This window comes from Paenibacillus sp. YSY-4.3, assembly GCF_054767475.1.
Genome location: NZ_BAABMC010000003.1, coordinates 290225 through 313556 on the forward strand (window position 1 = coordinate 290225; position 23332 = coordinate 313556).

Annotated in this window: 21 protein-coding genes and 1 riboswitch; of the genes, 9 read left to right on the top strand and 12 right to left on the bottom strand. The window is 45.4% G+C overall.

Annotated features, from left to right (window positions below; genetic code table 11):
* Positions 1-85: 85 nt before the first annotated feature.
* From ACYUJT_RS12120 to ACYUJT_RS12175, 12 genes are all read right to left on the bottom strand, one after another.
* On the bottom strand, positions 86-619 hold the full coding sequence (locus ACYUJT_RS12120; RefSeq protein WP_460322231.1) for a spore maturation protein: 534 nt from the start codon (positions 617-619) through the stop codon (positions 86-88).
* 6 nt (positions 620-625) lie between these two features.
* On the bottom strand, positions 626-1255 hold the full coding sequence (locus tag ACYUJT_RS12125; RefSeq protein ID WP_460323289.1) for a nucleoside recognition domain-containing protein: 630 nt from the start codon (positions 1253-1255) through the stop codon (positions 626-628).
* A 31-nt stretch (positions 1256-1286) separates the two neighbouring features.
* Positions 1287-2447, bottom strand: a complete 1161-nt coding sequence (locus ACYUJT_RS12130; protein ID WP_460322233.1) for a D-alanyl-D-alanine carboxypeptidase family protein — start codon at positions 2445-2447, stop codon at positions 1287-1289.
* A gap of 147 nt (positions 2448-2594) precedes the next feature.
* A complete protein-coding gene (gene ytfJ, locus ACYUJT_RS12135) occupies positions 2595-3062 on the bottom strand; it encodes a GerW family sporulation protein (RefSeq protein WP_460322236.1) in 468 nt (155 codons plus the stop codon).
* Positions 3063-3172: 110 nt separating this feature from the next.
* On the bottom strand, positions 3173-3883 hold the full coding sequence (locus ACYUJT_RS12140) for a DUF2953 domain-containing protein (protein ID WP_460322238.1): 711 nt from the start codon (positions 3881-3883) through the stop codon (positions 3173-3175).
* 82 nt (positions 3884-3965) lie between these two features.
* Positions 3966-4571, bottom strand: a complete 606-nt coding sequence (gene scpB, locus ACYUJT_RS12145; protein WP_460322240.1) for an SMC-Scp complex subunit ScpB — start codon at positions 4569-4571, stop codon at positions 3966-3968.
* Complete coding sequence (locus ACYUJT_RS12150; RefSeq protein ID WP_460322242.1) at positions 4540-5337, bottom strand: segregation and condensation protein A; 798 nt, start codon at positions 5335-5337, stop codon at positions 4540-4542. The genes scpB and ACYUJT_RS12150 overlap by 32 nt, the downstream gene beginning before the upstream one ends.
* 105 nt (positions 5338-5442) lie before the next feature.
* On the bottom strand, positions 5443-5910 hold the full coding sequence (gene ribH, locus ACYUJT_RS12155) for a 6,7-dimethyl-8-ribityllumazine synthase (protein WP_460322244.1): 468 nt from the start codon (positions 5908-5910) through the stop codon (positions 5443-5445).
* Positions 5911-5938: 28 nt separating this feature from the next.
* On the bottom strand, positions 5939-7177 hold the full coding sequence (locus ACYUJT_RS12160) for a bifunctional 3,4-dihydroxy-2-butanone-4-phosphate synthase/GTP cyclohydrolase II (protein ID WP_460322246.1): 1239 nt from the start codon (positions 7175-7177) through the stop codon (positions 5939-5941).
* Positions 7178-7224: 47 nt separating this feature from the next.
* On the bottom strand, positions 7225-7905 hold the full coding sequence (locus ACYUJT_RS12165) for a riboflavin synthase (protein WP_460322249.1): 681 nt from the start codon (positions 7903-7905) through the stop codon (positions 7225-7227).
* Positions 7906-7942: 37 nt separating this feature from the next.
* A complete protein-coding gene (gene ribD, locus ACYUJT_RS12170) occupies positions 7943-9049 on the bottom strand; it encodes a bifunctional diaminohydroxyphosphoribosylaminopyrimidine deaminase/5-amino-6-(5-phosphoribosylamino)uracil reductase RibD (protein ID WP_460322251.1) in 1107 nt (368 codons plus the stop codon).
* Positions 9050-9323: 274 nt separating this feature from the next.
* Positions 9324-9500: riboswitch (FMN riboswitch) on the bottom strand.
* Positions 9501-9633: 133 nt separating this feature from the next.
* Positions 9634-9915, bottom strand: coding sequence for a hypothetical protein (locus ACYUJT_RS12175; RefSeq protein WP_460322253.1), 282 nt, complete (start codon positions 9913-9915; stop codon positions 9634-9636).
* Between the two features lie 678 nt (positions 9916-10593).
* Here ACYUJT_RS12175 and ACYUJT_RS12180 point away from each other — a divergent pair.
* From ACYUJT_RS12180 to ACYUJT_RS12220, 9 genes are all read left to right on the top strand, one after another.
* A complete protein-coding gene (locus ACYUJT_RS12180) occupies positions 10594-10776 on the top strand; it encodes a hypothetical protein (RefSeq protein ID WP_460322255.1) in 183 nt (60 codons plus the stop codon).
* Positions 10739-13483, top strand: coding sequence for a hypothetical protein (locus tag ACYUJT_RS12185; RefSeq protein ID WP_460322257.1), 2745 nt, complete (start codon positions 10739-10741; stop codon positions 13481-13483). The genes ACYUJT_RS12180 and ACYUJT_RS12185 overlap by 38 nt, the downstream gene beginning before the upstream one ends.
* Positions 13480-14247 carry a hypothetical protein gene (locus ACYUJT_RS12190; RefSeq protein WP_460322259.1) on the top strand — a complete coding sequence of 256 codons (768 nt, stop codon included), beginning with the start codon at positions 13480-13482 and terminating at the stop codon, positions 14245-14247. The genes ACYUJT_RS12185 and ACYUJT_RS12190 overlap by 4 nt, the downstream gene beginning before the upstream one ends.
* A gap of 158 nt (positions 14248-14405) precedes the next feature.
* Positions 14406-15131, top strand: coding sequence for a hypothetical protein (locus ACYUJT_RS12195; protein ID WP_460322262.1), 726 nt, complete (start codon positions 14406-14408; stop codon positions 15129-15131).
* A gap of 13 nt (positions 15132-15144) precedes the next feature.
* Entirely contained in the window at positions 15145-15939 is a 795-nt protein-coding gene (locus ACYUJT_RS12200) for a hypothetical protein (RefSeq protein WP_460322264.1), read from the top strand.
* A gap of 139 nt (positions 15940-16078) precedes the next feature.
* The gene (locus ACYUJT_RS12205) at positions 16079-16630 is read left to right on the top strand and encodes a hypothetical protein (protein WP_460322266.1); all 552 of its coding nucleotides are present in this window, start codon (positions 16079-16081) and stop codon (positions 16628-16630) included.
* 21 nt (positions 16631-16651) lie between these two features.
* A complete protein-coding gene (locus tag ACYUJT_RS12210) occupies positions 16652-17080 on the top strand; it encodes a DUF1617 family protein (protein WP_460322269.1) in 429 nt (142 codons plus the stop codon).
* Positions 17081-17140: 60 nt separating this feature from the next.
* Positions 17141-17899, top strand: a complete 759-nt coding sequence (locus ACYUJT_RS12215; protein ID WP_460322272.1) for a phage tail tape measure protein — start codon at positions 17141-17143, stop codon at positions 17897-17899.
* A 362-nt stretch (positions 17900-18261) separates the two neighbouring features.
* Positions 18262-23271: an NlpC/P60 family protein gene (locus tag ACYUJT_RS12220; RefSeq protein WP_460322274.1), complete on the top strand. Its 5010-nt coding sequence runs from the start codon at positions 18262-18264 to the stop codon at positions 23269-23271.
* The last annotated feature ends 61 nt before the right edge of the window (positions 23272-23332 follow it).

The following is a 23332-nucleotide window of genomic DNA, read 5'->3' on the forward strand; positions in this document are numbered from 1 at the left end:
ATGAAAGATAAATCACAATAGGACAGGTTATCCGGCAAAAATAAAGAGCCGTTCGAGCTGCTTTTCAACAGTCGAAACGGCTTGATCAACCAAATATCAGCAAGCATACCGCGATGGCGGCCACGAACCCTACGACATCGGAAAAGAGACCGACCTTCAGGGCATAACGCCCATTGCGGATACCTATCGCTCCGAAATAAACGGTCAGCACGTACAACGTCGTGTCGGTGCTTCCCTGTACCGTGGAGGCGATCCGGCCAATCATCGAATCCGGCCCGTACATCTTGATCAGGTCGGTGGTGAAGGCCAAGGAGCCAGTTCCTGTCAAAGGGCGGAGTATTCCGAGAGGCAATACTTCGGGCGGCACCTGCAGCTTCTCAAGGAGCGGCCCCATCCACCCGACGAAGAATTCAAGCGCTCCAGAAGCGCGAAAGACGCTGATCGCCACCATCATCCCGACCAAGTGGGGAATGATGCCAATCGCCGTAGAGAAGCCATCTTTGGCTCCGTCTACAAATGATTCATACACCGGAACCTTCTTCATAAATGCATATAACGGGATAAATGCAATCATCACAGGAACGGCCCAAGCCGAAATAATATTGATCCAATCCAGCAAGCACGATCACCTCTTCATCGTTATTGCGGAAGCGGGCGCTGGCGGATTCGGCGTACGGCGGAAAGTACGGTTCCTATACCAGCGGTCCGCTGCAATCGCCGCGGCGGTGGCAATGGCCGTCGCCAGCAAGGTCGAGCCGACGATTTCCGCCGCATTGGCGGAGCCGAAGTTTAGCCGGATTGCGATCAATGTCGTTGGAATCAAGGTAATGCTAGCAGTATTCAAGGCGAGGAGCGTACACATCGCTGCGGATGCCGTCTCCTTGTCTGGATTGAGCTCCTGCAGCTCCTGCATCGCTTTAATGCCCATCGGCGTTGCAGCATTTCCCAACCCAAGCAGGTTTGCGCTCATATTCGAGAGAATATATCCCATCGCAGGATGGTTCTTCGGCACATCCGGGAATAAATAAGTAACGACTGGCCCTAGCAGCTTGGATATCACCTTGACGAGTCCGGCATCCTCCGCCATCCGCATCATTCCCATCCAAAATACAAGAACACTAATCAAACCGAAACAAACGGTAACACCGGTTGCAGCACCCTCAAATGCCGCCTGAGTGACAAGATTGATATCCCCTTTGACCGCCGCAAAAGCAAAACCGATGATAATTAGCCCTAACCAGATTTTGTTGACCATCATTTCATCCCCTCTCCTACAGGGTAATCTGCTAATCTGCGAGGAACAGTAATTTGATAGCTGCCGCAAACGAATTTCCCCAACTGCCGCCAGCAAACACCGCTCTTGTTTTCAGATTCCCCCCCGCCGGGTCTGGCGAGGGAATGAAGCTGCCTTGCTCATAAATGGGAACCTGTCCGATTTCATGGCCATCCAGCGAGATTTTGATTTGCCCCCTATACCCGAAGTCATTAGCCCGCGCGTTCTTGAGAAACAGCTTCCGCTGAACGCGCTCCAGTTCTCCATTGGCAAGAGCATAACTAAAACCGGTGCCCGTCACAAATTCGTTCTCCACGGGCTGCCCCGCCCCGATGATTTCCTTCAGCGGGTAATTGGCAAAGCCGTAATCGAGCAGCTTCTGATGATCATTCCAATCGTCTCCGTCGTTGAGTGTGACGACGGCGAGCTGCTGGCCTGACCGGCTTGCGGAGCTAACCAAGCAGCGCCGGGCGGTTTTAGTGTAACCCGTCTTTACGCCGTCCGCTCCCTCATAGAATCGCAGCATTTTATTTTTATTGTCCCATTTATAATCCCAAGGATTATTCGGATTGGGAGCACGCTTGCTTCGCGTTTTAACGATTTCCTTGAACACGGGATTCTGCAAACCATACGCGGTAATGACCGCCAAATCATTCGCCGAGGAATAGTGCCCCTTGGCATCAAGGCCATGCGGATTCTGGAATTGGGTATGCTTGAGTCCCAGCATTTTCACTTTTTCGTTCATTAAATGCACGAAGCCTTCCTCCGACCCGCCGACATGCTCTGCGATAGCCGTCGCTGCATCGTTCCCTGAGCGGAGCATAAGGCCATAGAGCAAGTTCTCCAGCTTCATCTCTTCCCCAAGCTCCAAATAGATAGAGGAGCCTTCTTTGCGATAGGCGTTTTTGGTGACGGTCACAACCTCATCCAATTTGCCATGCTCAATCGCGACGATTGCTGTCATAATCTTGGTCAAACTGGCCACCGGCATTTCCACGTCACCATGATGGCTGTATAAAATACGTCCTGACTTTACGTCGATCAGGGTTGCCGCCTGTGCATGCGTTTCCGGCGGACGTGGAGCTTTATATTCTGCTGCGGCGTTAACGGGGATCAGTAATGATACAGCCATCATTGCTGTCATGCTGTAACGAAATATCGAGCGTATTGTCATTATGCGACTCCTCCGGTATTGTAGCGCTAATACTTGTACACTATATGCGGAAAAAGAGGAGAGTATGTCCACCATTCCCGGCAAAAAAAGACCCCTCCCGGAATCAGCGGAAAGGATCGGTCAACCTAATCGGCTAGGAAACCTGTCTTAGCTATACGGATTTCCTGTATTATGATCGGCAACAGGGATCCCTTGAATCGAAGCTGATTGAGATGTTCCCGCGCCGTTATTGGGAAACATTGATTGGATTTTGTCCATCATGTAAGGAACAGAATCGATCATTTTCTCAAACAGATGAGTTTGATTATCCAGCGGAACGATATTTACACCCTGCTTCCCAACAACGAGAAATGCGATCGGATTGATCGACACACCTCCGCCGCTTCCGCCGCCAAAAGGAAGCTGTTTATCCGACGCAGCTGAGCTCCCGTGGTTCTCATCCATGTTATAGTCGCTACCACCGGCAGCAAAACCAAAGCCAACGCGGCTAATCGGCAGTATAACGCTGCCGTCCGGTGTTTCTACGGGCTCGCCGACGATTGTGTTTACATCCACCATATCCTTAATGTTCTCCATGGCCGTTTGCATTAACCCTTGGATCGGATGATCTGACATAATTAATCCTCCTCTTCAACCTAAGTAATAAGAACTACCTTCACTTCTACAGTTTGCACAGCACAAGGCCGTAATATGCGCGTTAAAATCAAAAGGAGTCCGGTGGTCTCTTAAGACCACGAACTCCCTTGATGTCCTTTCATGGTAACGCTCAGCCATTTTTTGAATCCGCCTTTTACCTTTAGTACGCGAACAATAAGAACGAAACCGGCGTATAGTGCGCGCCCTAAGCGAATTTGTCCGCTGCATTCGATTTCGGTTACAAATTGCGGCGGCTGGTCAAAGACCGGCACAACGAATAGCCTCGGCATTTGCCTTAAGCGTATGTAGCAAGATAGCCAGCCAATCAACGTCGTTTTCAAGCCCCACAATGCTCCCGATAAAGTTGCGGTATGAGCCGCATTAGGCAAAGCAACATTCGTAGACCAGTCCAGCTTATCAAATGAAATATGCTTAAGCGTGCTTGCCATCCATTGCTTTAGCCCTCTCGTCGCCCGCAGCAAATCATAGAACTGACCAGCCCAGAAACGAACTTTGCCTTTATTGATATCCTGCGCACTGCTATCCACTTGTCCCTTCGCCAGGTTGTTCGTATTATTCTGCTCCACCTTGAAACCGTCCTTCATATTTTTGAAAATGATGTACGGAATTTCATAGCGAAGCCGGATCAACCCGTAAAGCGTAACCACTTCAAAACGAACAGTTTCGTTCCAGTTTACTTTGCGGGCAACCAAGCGAAATTTGATCGGAGATAACAAAATGAGGACTAAAGCAATACATGCGAGCAACAGGATCAGGATGACTCCGAGCCAAATCCACACAGGAAAGCCCTCCATACCATTCAAATGACGATCTTGAATTAGTATGGCTCCGCAAAAAGGAAATCATTCGCTAAAGCTGCTGCTACTCATCTTTGACGTCATCAAACGTAAGCTGCTGTTCCTCCAGCTTCTGGAATAGAAGTTGGGTCTCTTCCTCCAAATTCTCTGCGTTTTCAAACTCATTCAGGTCCGGCAAGTCCTGCAGGCTGCCCAAGCCAAAGTAATCCAAAAAAGCAGCCGTCGTCCCATATAAAATTGGCCGTCCGATCGCCTCGGCGCGCCCAACCTCTTGGATCAAATCCTTGTTCACCAGCGTATGAATGGCCCGTTCCGACTTGACGCCACGGATCTCTTCCACCTCGATCCGGGTTATCGGCTGCCGGTACGCAATGATGGATAAAGTCTCCAGCGCGGCCTGGGACAATGACGAGCGGGTCGGCGAATAAGCAAGCCGTTCGAAATAGGCGGCATGCTCCGGCAGCGTAGCAAGCTGAAAGTTGCCCGCCAGCTGGACGATTTGCAGCCCCCGTCCCTCCCGTTCAAACGACGACTTCATATCCAATAAAGCATCGGTAATGATGTCTTGACGCTGTTCGGTAACTTCGGCAATCTGCTTCACGCTGAGTCCCTCTTCCCCCGCCAGGAACAGCAACCCTTCAATAATCGACTTCAAATCCCGATAATTCATCTGCCTTAACTTCCCCTCTCCACTCCATCACAATATCATCAAATAGCTTGTTCTGATAACAAACGATCTGCTTCATCTTCATGAGCTCCAATATCGCCAGAAAGGTTACGACGATTTCATGCCGGTACATCTCCGGGTGCAGCAGCTTGGAAAATAGGAGCCTGCCGCCTGTGCCCGTACTTTCCAGCGCAGCTATTACGTCGCGGATCCGATCCTTGACCGAAATTTCGTCCCGGTGAATCCGGGCGACCGTGCTGCGTTTCACGGCGCGGCGCAGAGCCTTCTGGAATGAAGCGATCAAATCGGCTGCGTGCAGCCCTTTAACGGGATTGTCCTGCACATCCGGCAAAAAGGACGACAAATCCTCGGCCTCCTTCGTAAAGATCAGGCTGCGCTCCCATTCCCGCTCATGTAAATGCTCGGCAATCCCCTTGTATTTGCGGTATTCGATCAGCTTGCGGATCAGCTCGTCCCGCGGATCCTCCTCATCCTCCATCAAATAATCGAAATCGTCATCGAATTCGATCACAGGCGGCTTTGGAAGCAGCTGCTTGCTCTTGATCGATAGCAGCGTAGCTGCCATAACCAGAAACTCGCTCGTGATTTCCAGCTCCAATTCCTGCATATTATCCAGGTATTCTAGATATTGATCGGTGATTTCACTCACTGATATTTGGTATATATCGACCTCTGCCTTATCGATGAGATGCAGCAGTAGATCCAGCGGACCCTCAAAGGTATCCAGTTTATAAGTTACTGTCGTCAATGGACATCCTCCACCCGTTAGAGGCAGTTCAAAAGGCGCTCCTTCTGAACGCAAAGTGAATAAAAAATGCAGTACCCTTAAAAAGGGTACTACATTAAATAAGCACTATTTTAGCAAATTCGTCAAGTTAGCCATTTCGATTGCAGCCATCGCCGCATCCCAGCCTTTGTTGCCTGCCTTCGTGCCCGCGCGCTCGATGGCCTGCTCGATATTCTCCGTAGTCACTACGCCGAAGATGGTTGGAACGCCTGTTTTCAATCCGATCGCAGCCACGCCCTTAGCGACTTCGTTGCACACATAGTCATAATGAGACGTAGAGCCACGAATAACCGTACCTAGCGTAATGACAGCGTCGTATTTACCGCTCTCGGCCATCTTTTGCGCGGCGAACGGAATCTCGAACGCTCCCGGTACCCACGCTACGCTTACCTCTTCATCTTTTACGCCATGACGCTTCAACGCATCCAGCGCACCGCCAAGCAGCTTGCTCGTAATAAACTCGTTAAAGCGGCCAACTATAATGCCGTATTTCAAACCTTCCGAGACGAGATGTCCTTCAATTACGTGTGCCATAATCAATTCCTCCAATAATAGTTATAGTCTAATTACCCGATGTTTCGTTCTGTTCGATGACGTCAAAGTTAAGCAAATGTCCCAGTTTCTCCTGCTTCGTATGCAAATAATTGCTGTTGTCCTCATTTTCCTTCATTTGGATAGGTACGCGTTCCACTACCTCAAGACCATATCCCTCAAGTCCAGTAATTTTACGGGGATTATTGGTAAGCAGCCGAATTTGGCGAACGCCCAGATCCTTCAAAATTTGCGCGCCGATGCCGTAATCCCGCAGGTCGGCCGGGAACCCAAGCTTCAGGTTGGCATCGACAGTATCCAATCCCTGCTCCTGCAGCTTGTAAGCCTTCAGCTTATTAATCAGCCCGATGCCCCGTCCTTCCTGGCGCATGTATAGCAGGACGCCGCTGCCTTCCTCTTCGATTTGCCTTAATGCCGCCTCGAATTGTGGACCGCAATCGCAGCGATGGGAATGAAACACGTCCCCGGTCAAGCATTCGGAATGCACTCGCACAAGCACGGGCTCCTCGCTGTTGATTTCCCCTTTGACAAGAGCGACATGTTCCTTGGAGTCCACGTCGTTGGAATACGCGATCGCACGGAACTCGCCATAGTCGGTCGGCATGCGTACTTCCACCTCGCGAGTGACGAGCTTCTCCTTTTCGTTGCGGTAATGGATCAAATCCTTGACGCTGATCAGCTTCAAGTCAAACTGCTTGGCAATCTGCACAAGATCCGGCAAGCGCGCCATCGTACCGTCTTCCTTAATTACTTCGCAAATGACGCCGGCTGGGTATGAACCGCACATCCGCGCCAGATCGACCGCCGCTTCTGTATGCCCCGCACGCCGCAGGACACCGCCTTTCTTCGCGATCAGCGGGAACATATGCCCCGGCCGACGGAAGTCGGAAGGCTTCGCGCTCGGATCCATGATCGCCTTCACCGTAAGCGAACGCTCATAGGCCGATATGCCGGTCGTAGTGTCGACATGGTCGATCGATACGGTAAAAGCCGTGCCATGATAGTCCGTATTTTGGGCGACCATCGGTTTTAAATCCAGCTCCTCCGCTCGTTCCGACGTAATCGGCAAACAGACTAACCCGCGCCCTTCGGTAATCATGAAGTTGATAACTTCCGGCGTCGCCTTCTCCGCGAGCGCCACAAAGTCTCCTTCATTCTCGCGGTCCTCATCATCAACGACGATAATGACTTTGCCGCGCATGAGCTCGTAAATGGCTTCTTCTACCCGGTCCAATTGAATGTCACTCATGTTTATGTCCCTCCCTATAGCTGTTCTATTAATTGAAGCAACATAACTTATGCAAACCCGTTATTCATCAGAAACGGCATATCTATGCCTGATGAAGATCCCTCGGTTCCGGACGGCTCTTCCTCATTGTTCCCTTTGCCGTACCCGAGCAAATGCTCAACGTATTTGCCGAGGATGTCGCATTCCAGATTAACGGTATCGCCCTGGCGTTTATAAGCCAGAACAGTCTCCGCCAGAGTATGAGGAATGATCGATACGCTGAAGATATGCCCTTCCGCGCGCACCACCGTCAGACTTATACCATCGATCGTAATGGAGCCTTTAGGAATAATGTATTTGAACAAAGACTTCTTCGCAGGGGAAATTTCGAACACAACCGCATTCTGATCCTGTTTCATTCCCATGATCGTTCCTATTCCGTCCACATGCCCTTGAACGATATGTCCGCCGAAACGGCCGTCAGCAGCCATAGCTCGTTCCAGGTTCACTTTGCTGCCCGGTCTGATCTGGCTTAAGTTCGTGTGGCGGTACGTTTGCGGCATAACGTCAACTGTAAAGGATGAGCGGTCAAAATGCGTCGCCGTCAGGCATACCCCGTTTACCGCCACGCTGTCCCCAAGCTTCATCCCTTGCGTCACGGTATTCGCCGTTATACTGATGACCATGGCCTCGCCCTTGCTTTGAACTGATTTAATTGCGCCGACTTCCTCCACTAATCCGGTAAACATTGCAGCCTCCTCCTTTCCACTAACTCCTTAAGCCATTTCACAATGCGTTCCAAACGGGATATCCCGTAATGCATACATTATCGCCAATTTGCTCCACGGACAGTTCGCTTAAGGTGACCGCATCCTTCATGAGCTCGAAGCCATCGAACACGAAGGTTCCTGGTGCATTCAAACCACCGATGATTTTAGGCGCCAGGAACAAAGCGACTTCATCGACTAGCCTGCCGCGCAGCAGCGACCCGTTAAGGCGGCCACCGCCTTCGACAAGCAGGGAGGAGATGCCGAGCTCCCCAAGCTTTTGCAATCCAGAGCGAAGATCCACCTGCGGCCCTTCGCCGCAAACGATGACTTGAATCCCCTGCTCCGTTAGAGCTGACCGTCTATCTTCCGGTGCCTGCTCCGTAGTCAGCACAATGGTTTGTGCGGCACTGTCGACGAGCACTTTGGCTCCGCCTTGAATGCGGAGAGTCGAGTCCACAATGATTCTTGCCGGGGAGATGCCGGGTACCGATAACCTCGTCGTTAATGAAGGATCATCGGCGATCACTGTATCCACCCCGACCATAATGCCATCGTGCCGATGACGCATCGTGTGTACGCGCTCACGTGATTCCTCGTTGGAAATCCACTTGCTGTCACCGCTTTTAGAAGCGATTTTGCCGTCTAGCGTACTTGCGGTCTTGATGGTGACGTAAGGCAGCCCTGTCGTAATGAATTTGATGAATTTCCGATTCAGCTTGACCGCCTCGTCCCGCAGCACACCGACTTTCACCTCAATGCCGTTTCTCCGCAGCAGTTCTATACCTCTACCGGCCACTTGTGGATTAGGGTCTTCGCAAGCAACAACGACGCGGCTCACCCCGGCCTTAATCAACCCCTCACTGCATGGGGGCGTGGCTCCGTAGTGGCTGCATGGCTCCAACGTAACGTAGACCGTGCTGCCTTCAGCAGACTCCCCGGCCATATTCAACGCATGGACTTCCGCATGCGGAGTTCCCCGCTTCAAGTGACTGCCAAGCCCGACGACCTCGCCGTTCTTCACGATCACGGCTCCAACGACCGGATTGATACCGGTTTGTCCCTGAGACCGGCTCGCCATGTCAATCGCTAGTCTCATATAGTACTCATCATTAATAATTTCCAATATGTTTCACCTCCACCTGCTTCAAGCAATATCAGCAAATAAATAAAGCCCCACCGGAGTCCGATGGGGCCATGAGAGCAATTATACGCAAAATGAAAGCACAAAGTCGGGTATGCGAAAACATAACGGAACATGGGGGCAAATTTGCACAAAAAGCACCCAAAACCGTCATCGCTAAACCAACTCTTCAAGTGTCCGCTATGTGAAAATTGGAACTTAAAGAATATGCTTTAATCATATAGATATATTCGTAGTTGATACGTCATATATCCTGCGTTTCCTTCTCCCATCCAGACTATACTGTCGGTCCCGGAATCTCACCGGCTCAGCCGCATGCTTAATATGTAGCGCAAACGGGTCACGGACTTGTACTTGCTTCAAGCTCATTCTACTGAGTTCTCAAGCAGTCATCACCGTCGGTAGGGAATTTCACCCTGCCCCGAAGTTAACGTTGGAAAATATTTAGTTGTCTCACTGTGTTGATTAATGGCTTCGTAAAGATGTTACCACCAAAAAAATTAAAAAGCAAGGCGCCAATCTGAATGGGCACCTTGCACAATCCTATATTTAATTTGAAATGGTAATCATAATTGCTCTGAAAAATGATCTTTCAAACATTCATTGCTATTTACGGTGAACACGTATTTCCACTCATTTTCTTCCGGTTCAAGCCATTCAAATTGATAAGAAATTTCATGCCCCGCTTTCTTGATACTGAAGCATCGGATGAGAGTTTCTTGGTCATAAGAGTAATCCACTAATAATTTCCCCACTTCAATTAGCGGCGCCTCAACTTCTTTATCGACACATTTTTCTGCATCGGCCTTCCTCAAATAGACGCTGCCGCAATGGATACAGCTATACATAAGAGTCCACCTCTCACTTCACAAAAATATACTTTTTTATTCTTTAACCGATTATGTTTGGGTAAAATACGGTCAAACTAAACGGTTGCTTTAATTCGTTGGTAGTAGGTACATGGTAGCAAACTATTCGATGAACAGAATATCTCGAGCAACAATCATTTACAAGCTATCATTTTCAATAGGTGTAGATATGCTACCTTTCTCGTTCAACAAAAAATCCCCGATTATTCTAGAGCAATTCATCCAGCTTAACCCTCTCATCGACATTCAGAAAATACATCGAATTTAACCAGGAAAATAATATGAAGTTAAAAACAGGATATACAGGAACATATGTTTGCATTTCGTTAAAATCCATGATAGTATTACCTTATTGGTAACAACAGATTACTTTATATTAAAACATGATGGAGTTGAGAATTCAATATGAAAAACGGCAAAAGTTGCGTAAATTCAGGAAATAACTATAGCTACTTGCTTTCCTGCACACATTCCTACCTAAGCGAAATCCTTAGAATTTATGATTAGCCTATTCGATAAATATACCATTTCGGTAATACAAGAGGATCTCCATACATGTGCTTACAGCTAGTGAGAATTAGATGATTAGCGGACACGCCTGTGTCCTTTATGAAATGAAAATACCATGGTGGCGTTAACCGAGGGGAGGTGATGTGGATGAGACGCGGACATTCCAGGCTAAGCTGGCAAGATCTGTACTACGACGGCGAAATCGACAACAAATCCGATTTTTTTGACGAGGACATGCAGGAAATCATCATTATTACGGCAGAGGATCGTTATACTGCAGGAGGTAATTTTATTGGCCAAACAATCAGCTTCCTTGAAATACGTTTATAAAATTCGTTCCTCCCGGCTCCGAAAAGCGAAATGGAACCTTTCCCTTTCCATTGAAGAAGCGATGAGAAACGAAGAAATCGTAGCATTGGCGGACAGTACGGCGCTCCGGTTCATTTTGGAAATAGAACATAGAGAAAATCAAGACCCATACATATTAAGTATCCGGGATCAGATTCATCTTTTAAAAATGAAAGAGAACTTAGCCGCCAATAAAAAAAAGCTCAACACGCTATATAAGGAATTGTACGAGGCCTCGTTCGTTTCCAGCTACCTGAGCGTCGTTATCGATAATAATCAGGACTATGACCGTTTGAACAGCAAAAAGGGCTTTAATATCAATGGCATAAAATATAAAAGATTGTTAGCAACAACAAGCGGAGCGAAGAACAGCACCGTTGTCTTTGTGAATTGTGACATCTACGACGAACTAAACAGAAGAATTAATAACGGCAGAAATATGAACATATCATTTGTCCCTGCCAGGCTTGAAGCCTATAAATCCCTTGTGTGCAGTACAAGCACTCCGGTGCCTCATCCTAATGGAATTCTGGTGATAAATGATTGCGAAACCTCGTTCGTCAGCAATGTCATTGAAATTGACGATTCGGTCACAAAGAAGTTTCCAAAGATGAGATACAAAGAAAATTATGACATTAAACTGAACGAAAGCGATGGTTATGGACTGATCCTCCCTTCCCTTAGCGAAAAATGGGCCAAGCATCTCGGGGAAAATTATATTCCTAGCGGCTTTTGCATCAGAAATGCTTTTACGAAAGGCATGCTGTTTACGTTCGATTTCCACGCGTTTGCGGAGCAAATAGCTGAAAGCTATATCGTCAAAGATATATGGGGATATGAAAGAGACATCCGTAAGGCGGAGATTGTACTGACGGCCTCCATGCTTAAGCTATGGGACTCCTATGATCATCTTGAGCACTATCTCCAAAACTGCCAACAAAACAATTATTCCTTTAGCGTAACCAAAGTGACTCCCGAAACGCTGGAGGATGAACGAAATCTCAATTATCAGTTCATTCAGTCCCTGGATCTATCCGACGAGCAACTCCGAACGCTAATAGCGCCAACCGTGAATGAAATCAATGATATTTTAGGGCTGGATCCATATAAGAGCATTTTGTTTTTAAACGGCAAAGATATTACAACAGATACTTTTCATAAGAAAGGCAATGATTTCTCCAAAGCTCTTATGGCTGATCCAAGCGTCATTCATGACCCGTTCATAAGGAATAAAGTTTATGGAATGATTAAGAAAAGAATAAATGATGCCAAGGTCGGCGTTATAAAAGTAGCCGGCAACTTCTCCACCATCTCTGGCGACCCCTTCAGTCTATGTCAGAGCATGTTCGGGATGGAGATTACGGGGCTGCTCCGTGCGGGTTCCTTCTATTCAAAATACTGGAATGACAGAAACGTAAGCCAGGTCGCCTGCTTCAGGGCACCGATGACCTGCGCGGAAAATATAAGAATACTTCAATTGGAAAATACGCCGGAAATGAATTATTGGTACAAATATATGAACACAGTCACGATTTTCAATTCATGGGACACCACCACCCATGCTCTGAACGGAGCGGACAAGGACGGCGACGCCGTTCTTACTACCAATAACAAGGTGCTGCTGGACAGCATTGAGAGATTACCTGCTATCGTATGCGTCCAGAAAATCGCCGATAAGAAAATCGTAACCGAAGAAGATGCGATTCAAGCAAACAAAAACAGCTTCGGCGACGAAATCGGCAAAGTCACGAACCGGATTACGTCCATGTTCGATGTCCGCGCCAAGTTCCCGAAAAACAGCAAAGAATATAAGACGCTAACCTATCGCATTCAAAGCGGCCAAAACTATCAGCAGAACGCAATCGATAAAACGAAAGGCATCAATAGCAAGGACATGCCTAAAGAATGGTATGACCGCCAGGCTGCCGACGCCTCAAAGGACCGGGAGTTGAATCTGCGCATCCTTGCCGACAAAAAGCCTTATTTTTTTGGTTACATTTATCCCGAGCTGCACAAACAATATCGCAGCCATATCAAAGCCTATGAAATGAATTGCTGGGAAAGATTCAGAATCGGCCTTAACGAGCTCACTGCCAAAGAAGAACGGACAAACGACGAACAATTATTTTTACAAAATTACTATGACTATATGCCCCTCTCGATCACCAAGTCCGTCATGAACAGATTGTGCCGGATGGTTGAGGATGTGTTCGATCGAACGAAGGAAACAGCTTCCAAAACGGAATTTGACTACAGCATTTACAAAACAGCCAAGCCCTACTCCAAAAGAATATTTCAGCAATTATCCGAGGTAGTGGAGATATATCAGGAAACCGTTAAAAGCCATGTCCTCTCAACGAGAAAAAATAGAATGAGCGAAGATGAAGCACAGTCCGCCAGAATGATGTTCAAGGAATCCTTCAAGCAGGAAGTTTATGAAAAATGCAGCAACACAGAAGATGTGTGCAATATTTTACTGGACCTCTGCTACAGCAAAAATACGACCAAGCAAATCATTTGGGATATTTGCAGCGATCAGATCCTATCGAATTTGCTAGAGAAAAATGGCCATACCATCACTTATCCACGGCAGGATCGGCATGGCAGCATTTCCTTCGGCGGAAGTTTGTTTTCGCTTGAAACCGTAAACCTAAAAGATCCTGATCATAAGGAGCTGAAGCCCGCATGAAATTAATCATTAACGAAATAGAGCTCGTTCAACAGGCGCTGACGGAAGGTTTTATCCATCAGAAAATCTCTAAAACGATTACCTGTTTAATCAAACACTATTACTCGCTTGGCAACAACCGACAGGAAACTCGCAATGCAATCGAATTGTTCATGCAGAACCATTATCCGCATTTTAACAGCGTCAAGTGGCAGGATACTTTAGACCGATGGGTCAAAACGATTGAGAAACAAGATCATTCGCTTTTGGAAATCAAGGAAGTCGTCATAACCAACAAAGAATTGGAATATATCAGGGGCTTGAATAGCTTGATTCACGAGAAGCTAGCCTTCGTTTACTTGGTATACAGCAAAATTTTCAACAAGATGAATGGCAATGACTCCTATTGGGTGAACACTCCGCGAAGCGATATTTTTAAAGATGCCAAGGTTACGGCGAATAGCATCAAGCAGGGACTGCTCGTCAATGATCTAATGACGCTCGGTGTAATTGAACCGACCTTGAACACCAAAAAATTGAGTAAAAGAGTGTTGTTTGCGAATGATCAGGACGCGGCAGGAATCATCGTGAGGGATTTCAGAAATTACATCTACCTATATTTGGAGTGGCGCGGCGATAAGATGATATGCTGCAGTTCCTGCGGCATCCTGCTTCGCCAAACTTCCAATCGAAAGAAATACTGCAACGAATGCTCCAGGGCAAAACAAAAAGAATGGCAGCGGAATAGCATGAAGAAAATAAGGGAACACGTGTTCGTGAAGTGATGGAAAACTCCCTCAAGCGTTGATACATAAAGACTTTGACGGTATCGGCCCAAATTTGTATTAGTGATAGGAATTCACAATATTCCTAAATAATTAAATTTTTGACTTTTAAGGAGGTGCTTAACTATGAATCAATCGGAATGGATGGAGCCACCGAAATGACCCATGAAGAAGACATTCAGCTTGCTTTGCTGGCGAATGAACCGGTGTTTGTCGCAGATATCGGTTATATCCGCTCACCGAAGCTGAGAGATGTCATTAAGCTGGGGTACAGCAGCTACATGGAATCACTGTCGTCTCTATTGTTTGACAAGTCAAGAATATCCGGCTTGGGAGAAGTACCGGAGTCGGCATTTGTGCTGGCGTGTTATTTCTTCATGCAGAACGAACACTTCCGAGCTTCTTTTACCAACGGAATCCAACTTCTATTACAAAAAGAAATTGAGCTCGTAGATTCTGAGGAGGCTCCCTATTTCAACCTAGGAGATGGGATGACCCTGCACGAAGGCAATTTTCAACGTTTCCAGGAGATCGTGAAAATCGCTAACAAGGCTGAATTAGCCAACGACAAGGATGAGTATAATCCTGGAAATTCAAAAGCCAAAGAAATGATCGAGAAACTAATGAAGGGCAAAGCGAACAAGCCCGCCAAGAAACCGGTCATGAATTTGCACAGCATCATATCGGGCCTGTCCTGGAAATCGACCAGCGGCATCAATATCCATAATATTTTCGAGCTGAGTATTTATCAGTTCTATGACGGCTATTACCGGCTTGAAAATATCGATCATTACAACAGTGTCGTCACTGGCATTTATACCGGCAATATCGATGCAAAAAAGATTAATATGCAAGAAATCAATTGGACAAAAATTATTTATTAGGAGGAATTTTTTTATGGCAGTTACAAATAGATGGGCAGTACGGGACGTTGCAACAGCATCATTTTTCGATATCGAAACAGGAAAGCTGAAAGTTAAAATCGACACGCTGAAAATGTCTAACATTGAGAACACCGCAGAAACGGTATATGCCGTGGGCGGAAGCGGCAATCCAAAGTTGGTCGGGTTCTCCGGCGGCCGTTCTGCAAGATTCGTGCTGCAGGATGCCCTGTTCTCCAACGAAATGCTGGGCATGCTGCTTGGCAACGAGGTCACCTCTAGTGCGAAGAATGTCATTAAAAATGAAGTATGCGTAGTGAGTGGAGATGCCGCTACACTTACATATACACCAGCTAGCAGCGGAGCGCTGGTCAGCGTGAACCTGCTCCATGCAGACGGAACGGTGGGCAAAGCCTTTGAATATGTCGCCTCGGCACCAGCATCGAACAGCTATACCGTAAGCGGCAAGACGGTTTCCTTCGCCAGCGGCGAAATTCCGGATCACAGCAAAATCATCGTTTACTACGAAACAGCGGCAAGTCCTGATACGAAGGAAATCCGCGCATCCTCCGATAAATTCGCCGGAAGCTTCAAGCTCGTGCTCGACGTATTGGTGCGTGACTATCACCTTCAAAAGGACTATGCAGCACAAATTACGGTCGATAATGCAAAAATCGAGGATAACTGGAACCTCAATATGCAGCCAGATGGAGAACCTTCTCCACTTGATATTCCGATGGAGGCTTTGAAGCCAGCCGACTCTCACGATCTGTACGTGATGCGGATTTATGATGAGGAAGATTTGGCGTAAGGATTTAGGAGGGGCTCTCCCCTCCTCCCTTCATTCTTCTTATCTTAAAGCTAGTGAATTGGTCCTTTGCTCATTTTCAGATGAAAAGAAACCAGCTCATCATAAAATACAAAACAATACGAACTAGGAGATGATTCATATGACGACTAAAACGAAATCCACGAAAACGAATAAAGTAAAAGATACTAAACTAACGCTAGACAACTTGGTGCAAGATGTAGATAAATATGACAAGCTGCAACGGGTCAGCTTTGAAGACGGGCGCTATACAGAGGTACATACCTGCTTCAGGCCAACACGGATCGATGAAATGCTCGTGAGCTTTTCTGAATTCATTACCGAGTATAACCGCAGATTTTCCGAACTGAAAGAAAACAAATTAATGGATTATTTAAGCCTTCATATCCTCTTGTTTTTCTCTACTTTAACCGAGCGGACCGACTATTCCTTTGAGGAAAAAGTCGATATCTTCAATAAAATGCTGGACAGCGAGCTGGCTGAGACCATTTTTGAGCATTTTGAGAAAGCAGAAATTGAAAAAATCTACTCTCGCATCTGGAAGAAATTCAGCATGTACGAGGAATTGGTCCAAAACAATAAAGAACTGCAAAGCGAACTGCTGGATTACATCGAAAATGCAAATTTAGAAAATACAGACGTCATCAAAAACGTTCTGATCCCAAACAACTAAATGCCAAAGGAGCGAATCGCTTTGAAGTTTTTCATTCATGAACTGGAATATGTCATCTCTTTTCTGTATCGTCTGAAATTACTGGATTTTAGCTCTCGTATGAGAACTCGATTCATTAAAATTTTGGCGGAGCGCTTTCAACAATATAAGGAAGAATATCTTGACCTCGTGATGGAGCACTGCGTACTGGATGGCGATGGTCAGCCGGAAATTATTACGGAAGGCGAGGTCCAGCGTTACAACATCAAAGACCTGCAATCGTTCCAAACCTCCCTTGCCCCCCTGCTAAATGAGGAATTCGTCATTGAAGTCACGGACAATAACCGAAACATGCTCAAGAGCGTTGCCTACTCCGTGCTGAATTGCGGTCTGGAATTCGACGGCGACGATCAGTTTAAATACGATGCTTTAGCTTCAAAATTTGAAGAACTCAATCTGGACGAAATTTAAAATATACTTTGTAAAAATGGCCATCGGTTGGTCATTTTTTTATTTAAAGGAGTGAGAACCATGGCAAATGATACGAAGATTCTGCTTACGGCCGATATCAACATAAATTTGTCGATCACCGCACTGAATAAAGCCATAAAAGATATTGAAAAACACCCTTCTTTGAAAAAAATCAAGATCACGATTGAAATCGACAAACAAGAAAGTGATAAGGTCGGGAAAAGCTTCGGCCAAGCACTAAAATCCGTTTATAAACAAACGCAAACTTTCATTAAAAATAACAAGGCTCTCTTGAAGCAAGGTATGCAGGATATTATTAAAACCATTCTTGAGGTCGATACGCAAATCACACAGCTTAAACGGGTCATGAACGAAGGAACGGATTTCGAGAGCATGCTGCGTGGAAGCATTCAAACGGCGAATGAGCTGGGACATTCCATCAGTGAAGTAAATGGCTTGCTGATTGATATTGGCCGGATGGGTTATGACGAGAAGCAAACCCTAGCCCTCGCTAAGACGGCCGCCCTGTTTCAAAATATATCGGAGCTGACGCCGGACCAAGCAATCCAAACCATGACGGCAGCGATGTCCGCGTTCAATATCGAAGCGGAGGACAGCATTCTAATTGCTGACAGGCTTAACGCGGTGGACAATAAATTCACCGTGACAAGCCAGGATTTAGCCAGCAGCTTAACCCAGGCCGGAACTGCGGCCAACAACTATGGCATTTCCATGGAAAAGCTGATCGGTGATACGACAGCCATTTCCATTGCTACGCGTGAGAGTGGTGAAGTGATCGGTAAACTCGTTGCCGCCTGATCAAGCGATTGATCAGTGAAAATCTCGACTAATGGACTTGGAACTCCTATCTCCAAAAATAGGACAACAAGGGGCAAGTTTAAATACAGCCTGAACGACTAAATGTCGAGACATCTTCCCTTCTTCGCTTAAAGGTGAAGATGATGCGATAGTCTGAACACACTAGCAATAGTGTGAGAAGCGGTCGAGTGTAAAGACACTCCTGGAAGCACCGTTTCCGCTGCACTTCTCGATTTAAGATTGTGCAGTCCGTAGGACGCCTTATGTCCGAAAGTAACAGCCTGAACTCACTAACCACAATTTACTCGCGCCTGACGACACTCGGAGAATCTGAACAGGTACTGAACAGCATTGGCATTTCCATGAAAGACATGAACGGCAATGTGAAAAACGGATCTATCGTTCTGGACGAAGTTGCCGGAAAATGGAGCAATTTAAGCAAGGAACAGCAGTATAATACCGCACTGCAATTGGCCGGTCAGTCCCAACTCTCCCGGTTCATTGCCCTTATGGAGAACTATGACACCAGTACGAGCGCAAGTGAAGCCGCTCTCAACTCTCAAGGCTCCGCCATGCGGGAAAATGCCGACTATATGAACTCCCTCGAAGCCAGAATCCAAACAATGAGAACCGCCTGGGACACGCTTGCCTTATCCATGGGGAATGCCGTGATCAACGACTCAATTATTGGTGTAACGAGTGTATTGACGGGTTTGATGAAGGTGCTAACCTGGTGTGTTGATACGTTTGGTTTGCTCCCTACTCTGCTAGGGATCGTTGGTACCTCAGCTGCCACTGTAAGTAAAAACTTTAGAACAACTACGATTGCTGTTTTAACACTTGGTCGAGGCATGACATCGCTTGGAGTTTCTGCAAGAGCGGCTGGTATTGCCATAAAGGGCTTACTTGCAAGTACAGGAGTAGGACTAGCTCTAGCTGCATTAGGTTTTGTACTTGAGAAGGTTATTAATTTATTTGGGAATGCCAAAGAGTCTCAAGAAGAGTATTTTGATAATTTAAAGCAAAATATTGAAGATACTGAAAACAATATCGTATCCCTTGAGAATTTAAGCAAAGCTCTTAGTGACCGTAGTAAATCTCAAGAAGAATTAAATAAGGCTCTTGAACAAACTTCACAGTCCGTCCCAGATATCATCAGTCATTACACCGCTGAGGGAAAAGCTGTTTACAAATCTAAAGCAGAAATAGATAAGCTTATTGAGTCTGAAAAGGCCCTAAATCTAGAAAGAAGCAAAAGATTATATCAAGAATCAACGGAATCGTTAAAAGGCACCGCGAAAGAAATTACTTCAAGTAAAAAAAAAGTTGGGAAGTTACAGCAAAAACATGACTACGCATCAGCTAAGGTTGACGCACTATTATACGCCGAAGAATTCTTTAATAATAACGATTTGGATGCAAACTCTAAAGATTATATTGATAAAATTCAGTCACTTAATGATAAAGTTGCTTCTATATTCAGAGAAAAAGGTCAGTACGTCGATGAAAGCTGGCTTTCTAAAGAATTATTAGGTAATGACGGCATTACTCAAGCAGTTACTGCGGCCAGATCGGAACTGGGCAAACTGGATGGACAATTTCAGGATGCTAAAAGCAAATATGATAGTGGATTAAAAGACTTTACGGATCTTTTTAAAACCTATAATAACAACCTCATCAATGAAACAAACGTGACGGATAATAATGTCAGGCTGTTTCTAGATAAGCTGAGTAATTCCTTTACGGAAACAATGAATGTTACGAAATCGAATTCGGATGATTTGGTTTTTCAATACGAAGACCTGGCCACAGATATCAACCAGTACCTGTCAGACAATAAAATTGATCTGGCACAAGCGATTCAATCAGGAAACACCGCTACAATTATTGAAGATCTAAAGGAAAAATTCCCTGATTACATTAATGTTCTGAATGATCTGGCCATATCTTTAGCTGAAACATCCAAAAATACCAAAGCAGGCCTACCAGTCTATGATGAAACCGGAAGGGAAATCGGCAGAATAGCAAGTGCAGCCGATGCGGCAGCCAACAGCTTCCGTGGATTAAAGGAAGTTTTTGGCGAAAACGACGAAGTCATTGGATTTAAGGGTTACTTAACAAATACCGAAGGTACGATCGGTTATTTGAGCGAGTATTTGCAAGATGCAAAAGATGAAATGAAACTTCTGAATGACGCTGAGAAAGAGCTCGAAGAAGACCAGTCTCTCTCAATATCGACCATAAAGATGCTCAATGATAAATATGGCGATTTTGCTGACGTTACCAAACTTGGACGCGAAGAAATACTTCTTTTCTTGCAAGCCAAAAAACAACAACAAATCGAATCCATAGAAGCAGACATTAAAGAAACCCAAACCTTAATCAATAATGCAAATGAGAGAATTAAAAAAATTAAAGAAGAACGTCAAGCATTTATTGAGACATATGCTGCTAAGGTAGCAAATGGTACAATGACTGATCTTCAAGCAGAAAAACTGGCATTTGGCAAAACTTCTGCAATACAAAATACTACAGAATCTGAACTTGAAGACGAGACTGTCAAACTCAAGTTATATAAAGCTGCTCTCGACGAGCTTACCAAGACACAAAATTCAAACGAAAAAGAAAACAAGAAATCAAAAGAAACCTTGGAGGAAACTACAGAAGTCCTTTCAAGGCTTCAGCAGCAATTAAATGCCGTTGACGATGCAATCAAAAAAGTCAACAGCCAGCGTGAACGATACGCTAAACATTCTCAAAAGTACCGTGATTCGATAATTGCTGAAAATAAATTGCTTGCTGAAAAAAATAGACTTTTAGAAGAAGGTGTTAAAGACCCTTCTAAGTTGCTGCCGGTCAAACAAGAAGTTAATAGTTCTGGAACTAGCAGCTCGTCTAGCGACCCTATTAATAATATGCTTTCTGCTGCTTCCGGTTTGCAAGGTACTTTCACATATAAACAAGTTTCCGGTAAATTCAAAGGCACTTATGAGGAATTCACGAAACAAGCCGTTTCGGATTGCTCCCAATTCGTACAAGAAATGTTCGAAGAGTTTTTAGGAATCAACCTCCCTCGTACCGCTGCTGAACAAGCCAAACAAGGTGCAAAAGTTGATAAAGCAGACTTGCAAAAAGGGGATCTTTTATTTTTTAATACCACGGGCAAAGATAATTCTCATGTTGGTATTTACAAGGGTAACGGCGAGTTTATCCATATGGGTGTCAATAGCGGGTTAAGTACTCAAAAATTGGACAGCAAATATTGGTCAGAAAAATACCAAGGTGCAAAAAGGGTAACTAATAACAGCTCTTCCAGTGGCACTCCGATAAGTGGCGATCATTCGCAAAAAGACCTCGACGAAGCAGGCAAACAGGCTGCTCAAGAGATAGAGGATAATAAAGCCAGAATCTATCAAGGACAGCGGGATTATCTAGAAAGTGTTCGAGCCTATTATGCAAATTTACTAGATATCGAAGACGACAAAATTCACAAATCTCAATTCAGCCAGTCGAATTACTCTGATTATTCTGAGGATTGGAGAAAATATGAAGCTGATGTCGTCGGTAATTTAATTAAAAAGAGAGATATAAAAAAACAGGAATATCAAGAGTTCCAAAATACGATTGATGCAAAAGGATTTGAGCCCGAGCTTTTTGAAGCGGATCTACGAAAGTTGTTACAAGAAATCGATAGTATTTCGCAAGAGATTGACGGTAAAAATCTCGGCATCATCAATAGTAAGCTTGATGAATTCAGCGAAAAGGCCTCTAAGGCTAATAAGAAACTTGAACTTTCTAAAGCTAGAATGGAACAGGCAAATGAGAATTCTGCTGAATACTCTAAAGAACTGTCTCTGCAAATTTCGCTAACCAGTCAGCAAATCGACATTAATGAAAAAGCCATCAAATATCTTGAACAGCAAATACAAAGCGAACAGTTGTCGGCTAAAGCCAAAGAAGAATTAACAAAAGAACTTCATAGCTTAATCATTGCTAACTATGAATATAACCGATCCATCCAGGATATCAGAGAAACCTACGCCGATCAGATCATCAGCAACTTCAAGAAAATGATCGAGACACAGCGCGATCTAGAGCTGGATGCCCTTGAGGAACGCACCAAAGCGGAGAACAAAAGGCACGATAAGTTCATGGAGAACATCGACGAGGAAGACAAACGGTTTGAAGAGCATATCAACAAACAAATCAAACTCCTTGACCGTCAGAATGCCTCGGATGACTATGAAACCGAACTGGAGAAAAAACTCAAAGAACGGCAAAAGATCCAGGAAAGCCTGAACAAATGGTTCCTCGACCAATCCATGGAAGGCAAAGCCAAACGTAAAGAATTACAGGAACAGTTGGATGCTGAAGATGAAGAGATCGAGCGCTTTAAATTAGAGCGTGAAAGAGCCCTCACCAAAGAAGGCCTGCAGGATCAGTTGGATGATCGCAAGAAATATACAGATAAGGTCAAAAAGGATCAAGACGATCTTCATAAAGAAACACTTGATAAAATCGATAATGAGAAAGAGAAAACGCAGCAAAAATATAAAGATATTCTCGAAAACGAGAAATATTTTTATGAAATGAAGAAAAACCTGCTCAGTCAGGATGCTCAAGTTGTTGAAGCAACGCTTAATGAACTAAAGGGCAAGTACGATATATTTTTCTCTATATTAAAGAACCATGCCTTCGATACTTCCCAAGCTTTCGAGAACCTGAACTATGCTATGCAATTGGATTATGATAAGCTGCTCAATTTCCCTATGGGGAGTAATGGTGGCTCCAATAACAATAGCAATACTGGAAACACTAGCTCATCTAGCAACTCTCCTTTTACACAAAAAGAAAAGAATACTATTAAAATGATGATAGCTAATAGCGATGCTTGGGCAGCAGCCACAGATAAAGCTGCAAAAGACTACTACGCTGCAGAAAATCTCAAGCTTGGTACTGAAATTGGAGCTACACGCGATGACAAAACCGGAATATGGTATAAAAATGGGGTCAAGCTATACCATGACGGTGGAGAAGTCGGAGTAGCCGGAACCACAACTCAGACCTGGTGGGAAAAAATAAAGAGCACCCTGAAGCCCAACGAAGAATTAGGCATTCTCAAAACAGGCGAAGTTGTCCTGGATAACCCTCTGCAATTCGTTTATAACTTTGCCGGCGAAATGTCCAAGAAGCTCTCTCTCCTCTCTCCGTCCAGCAGCACGGCCAATGCGGTTTCGGCGGTCTCTGGCGGAGGCGTCGCGATCGATACCGTCATCATTCAGGCCAATGACCGCGAGACGGGAACCAGCCTGCTAAACAAGTTCGAATCCGCGATGAACAGATCCATAAAAATAGGAACGTTTAAAAAATGATATGCTGGCAGAGCCGCTTTCCCATCCGAAAGCCCGCTCTGCTTTTTGCGATTTAGGAGGT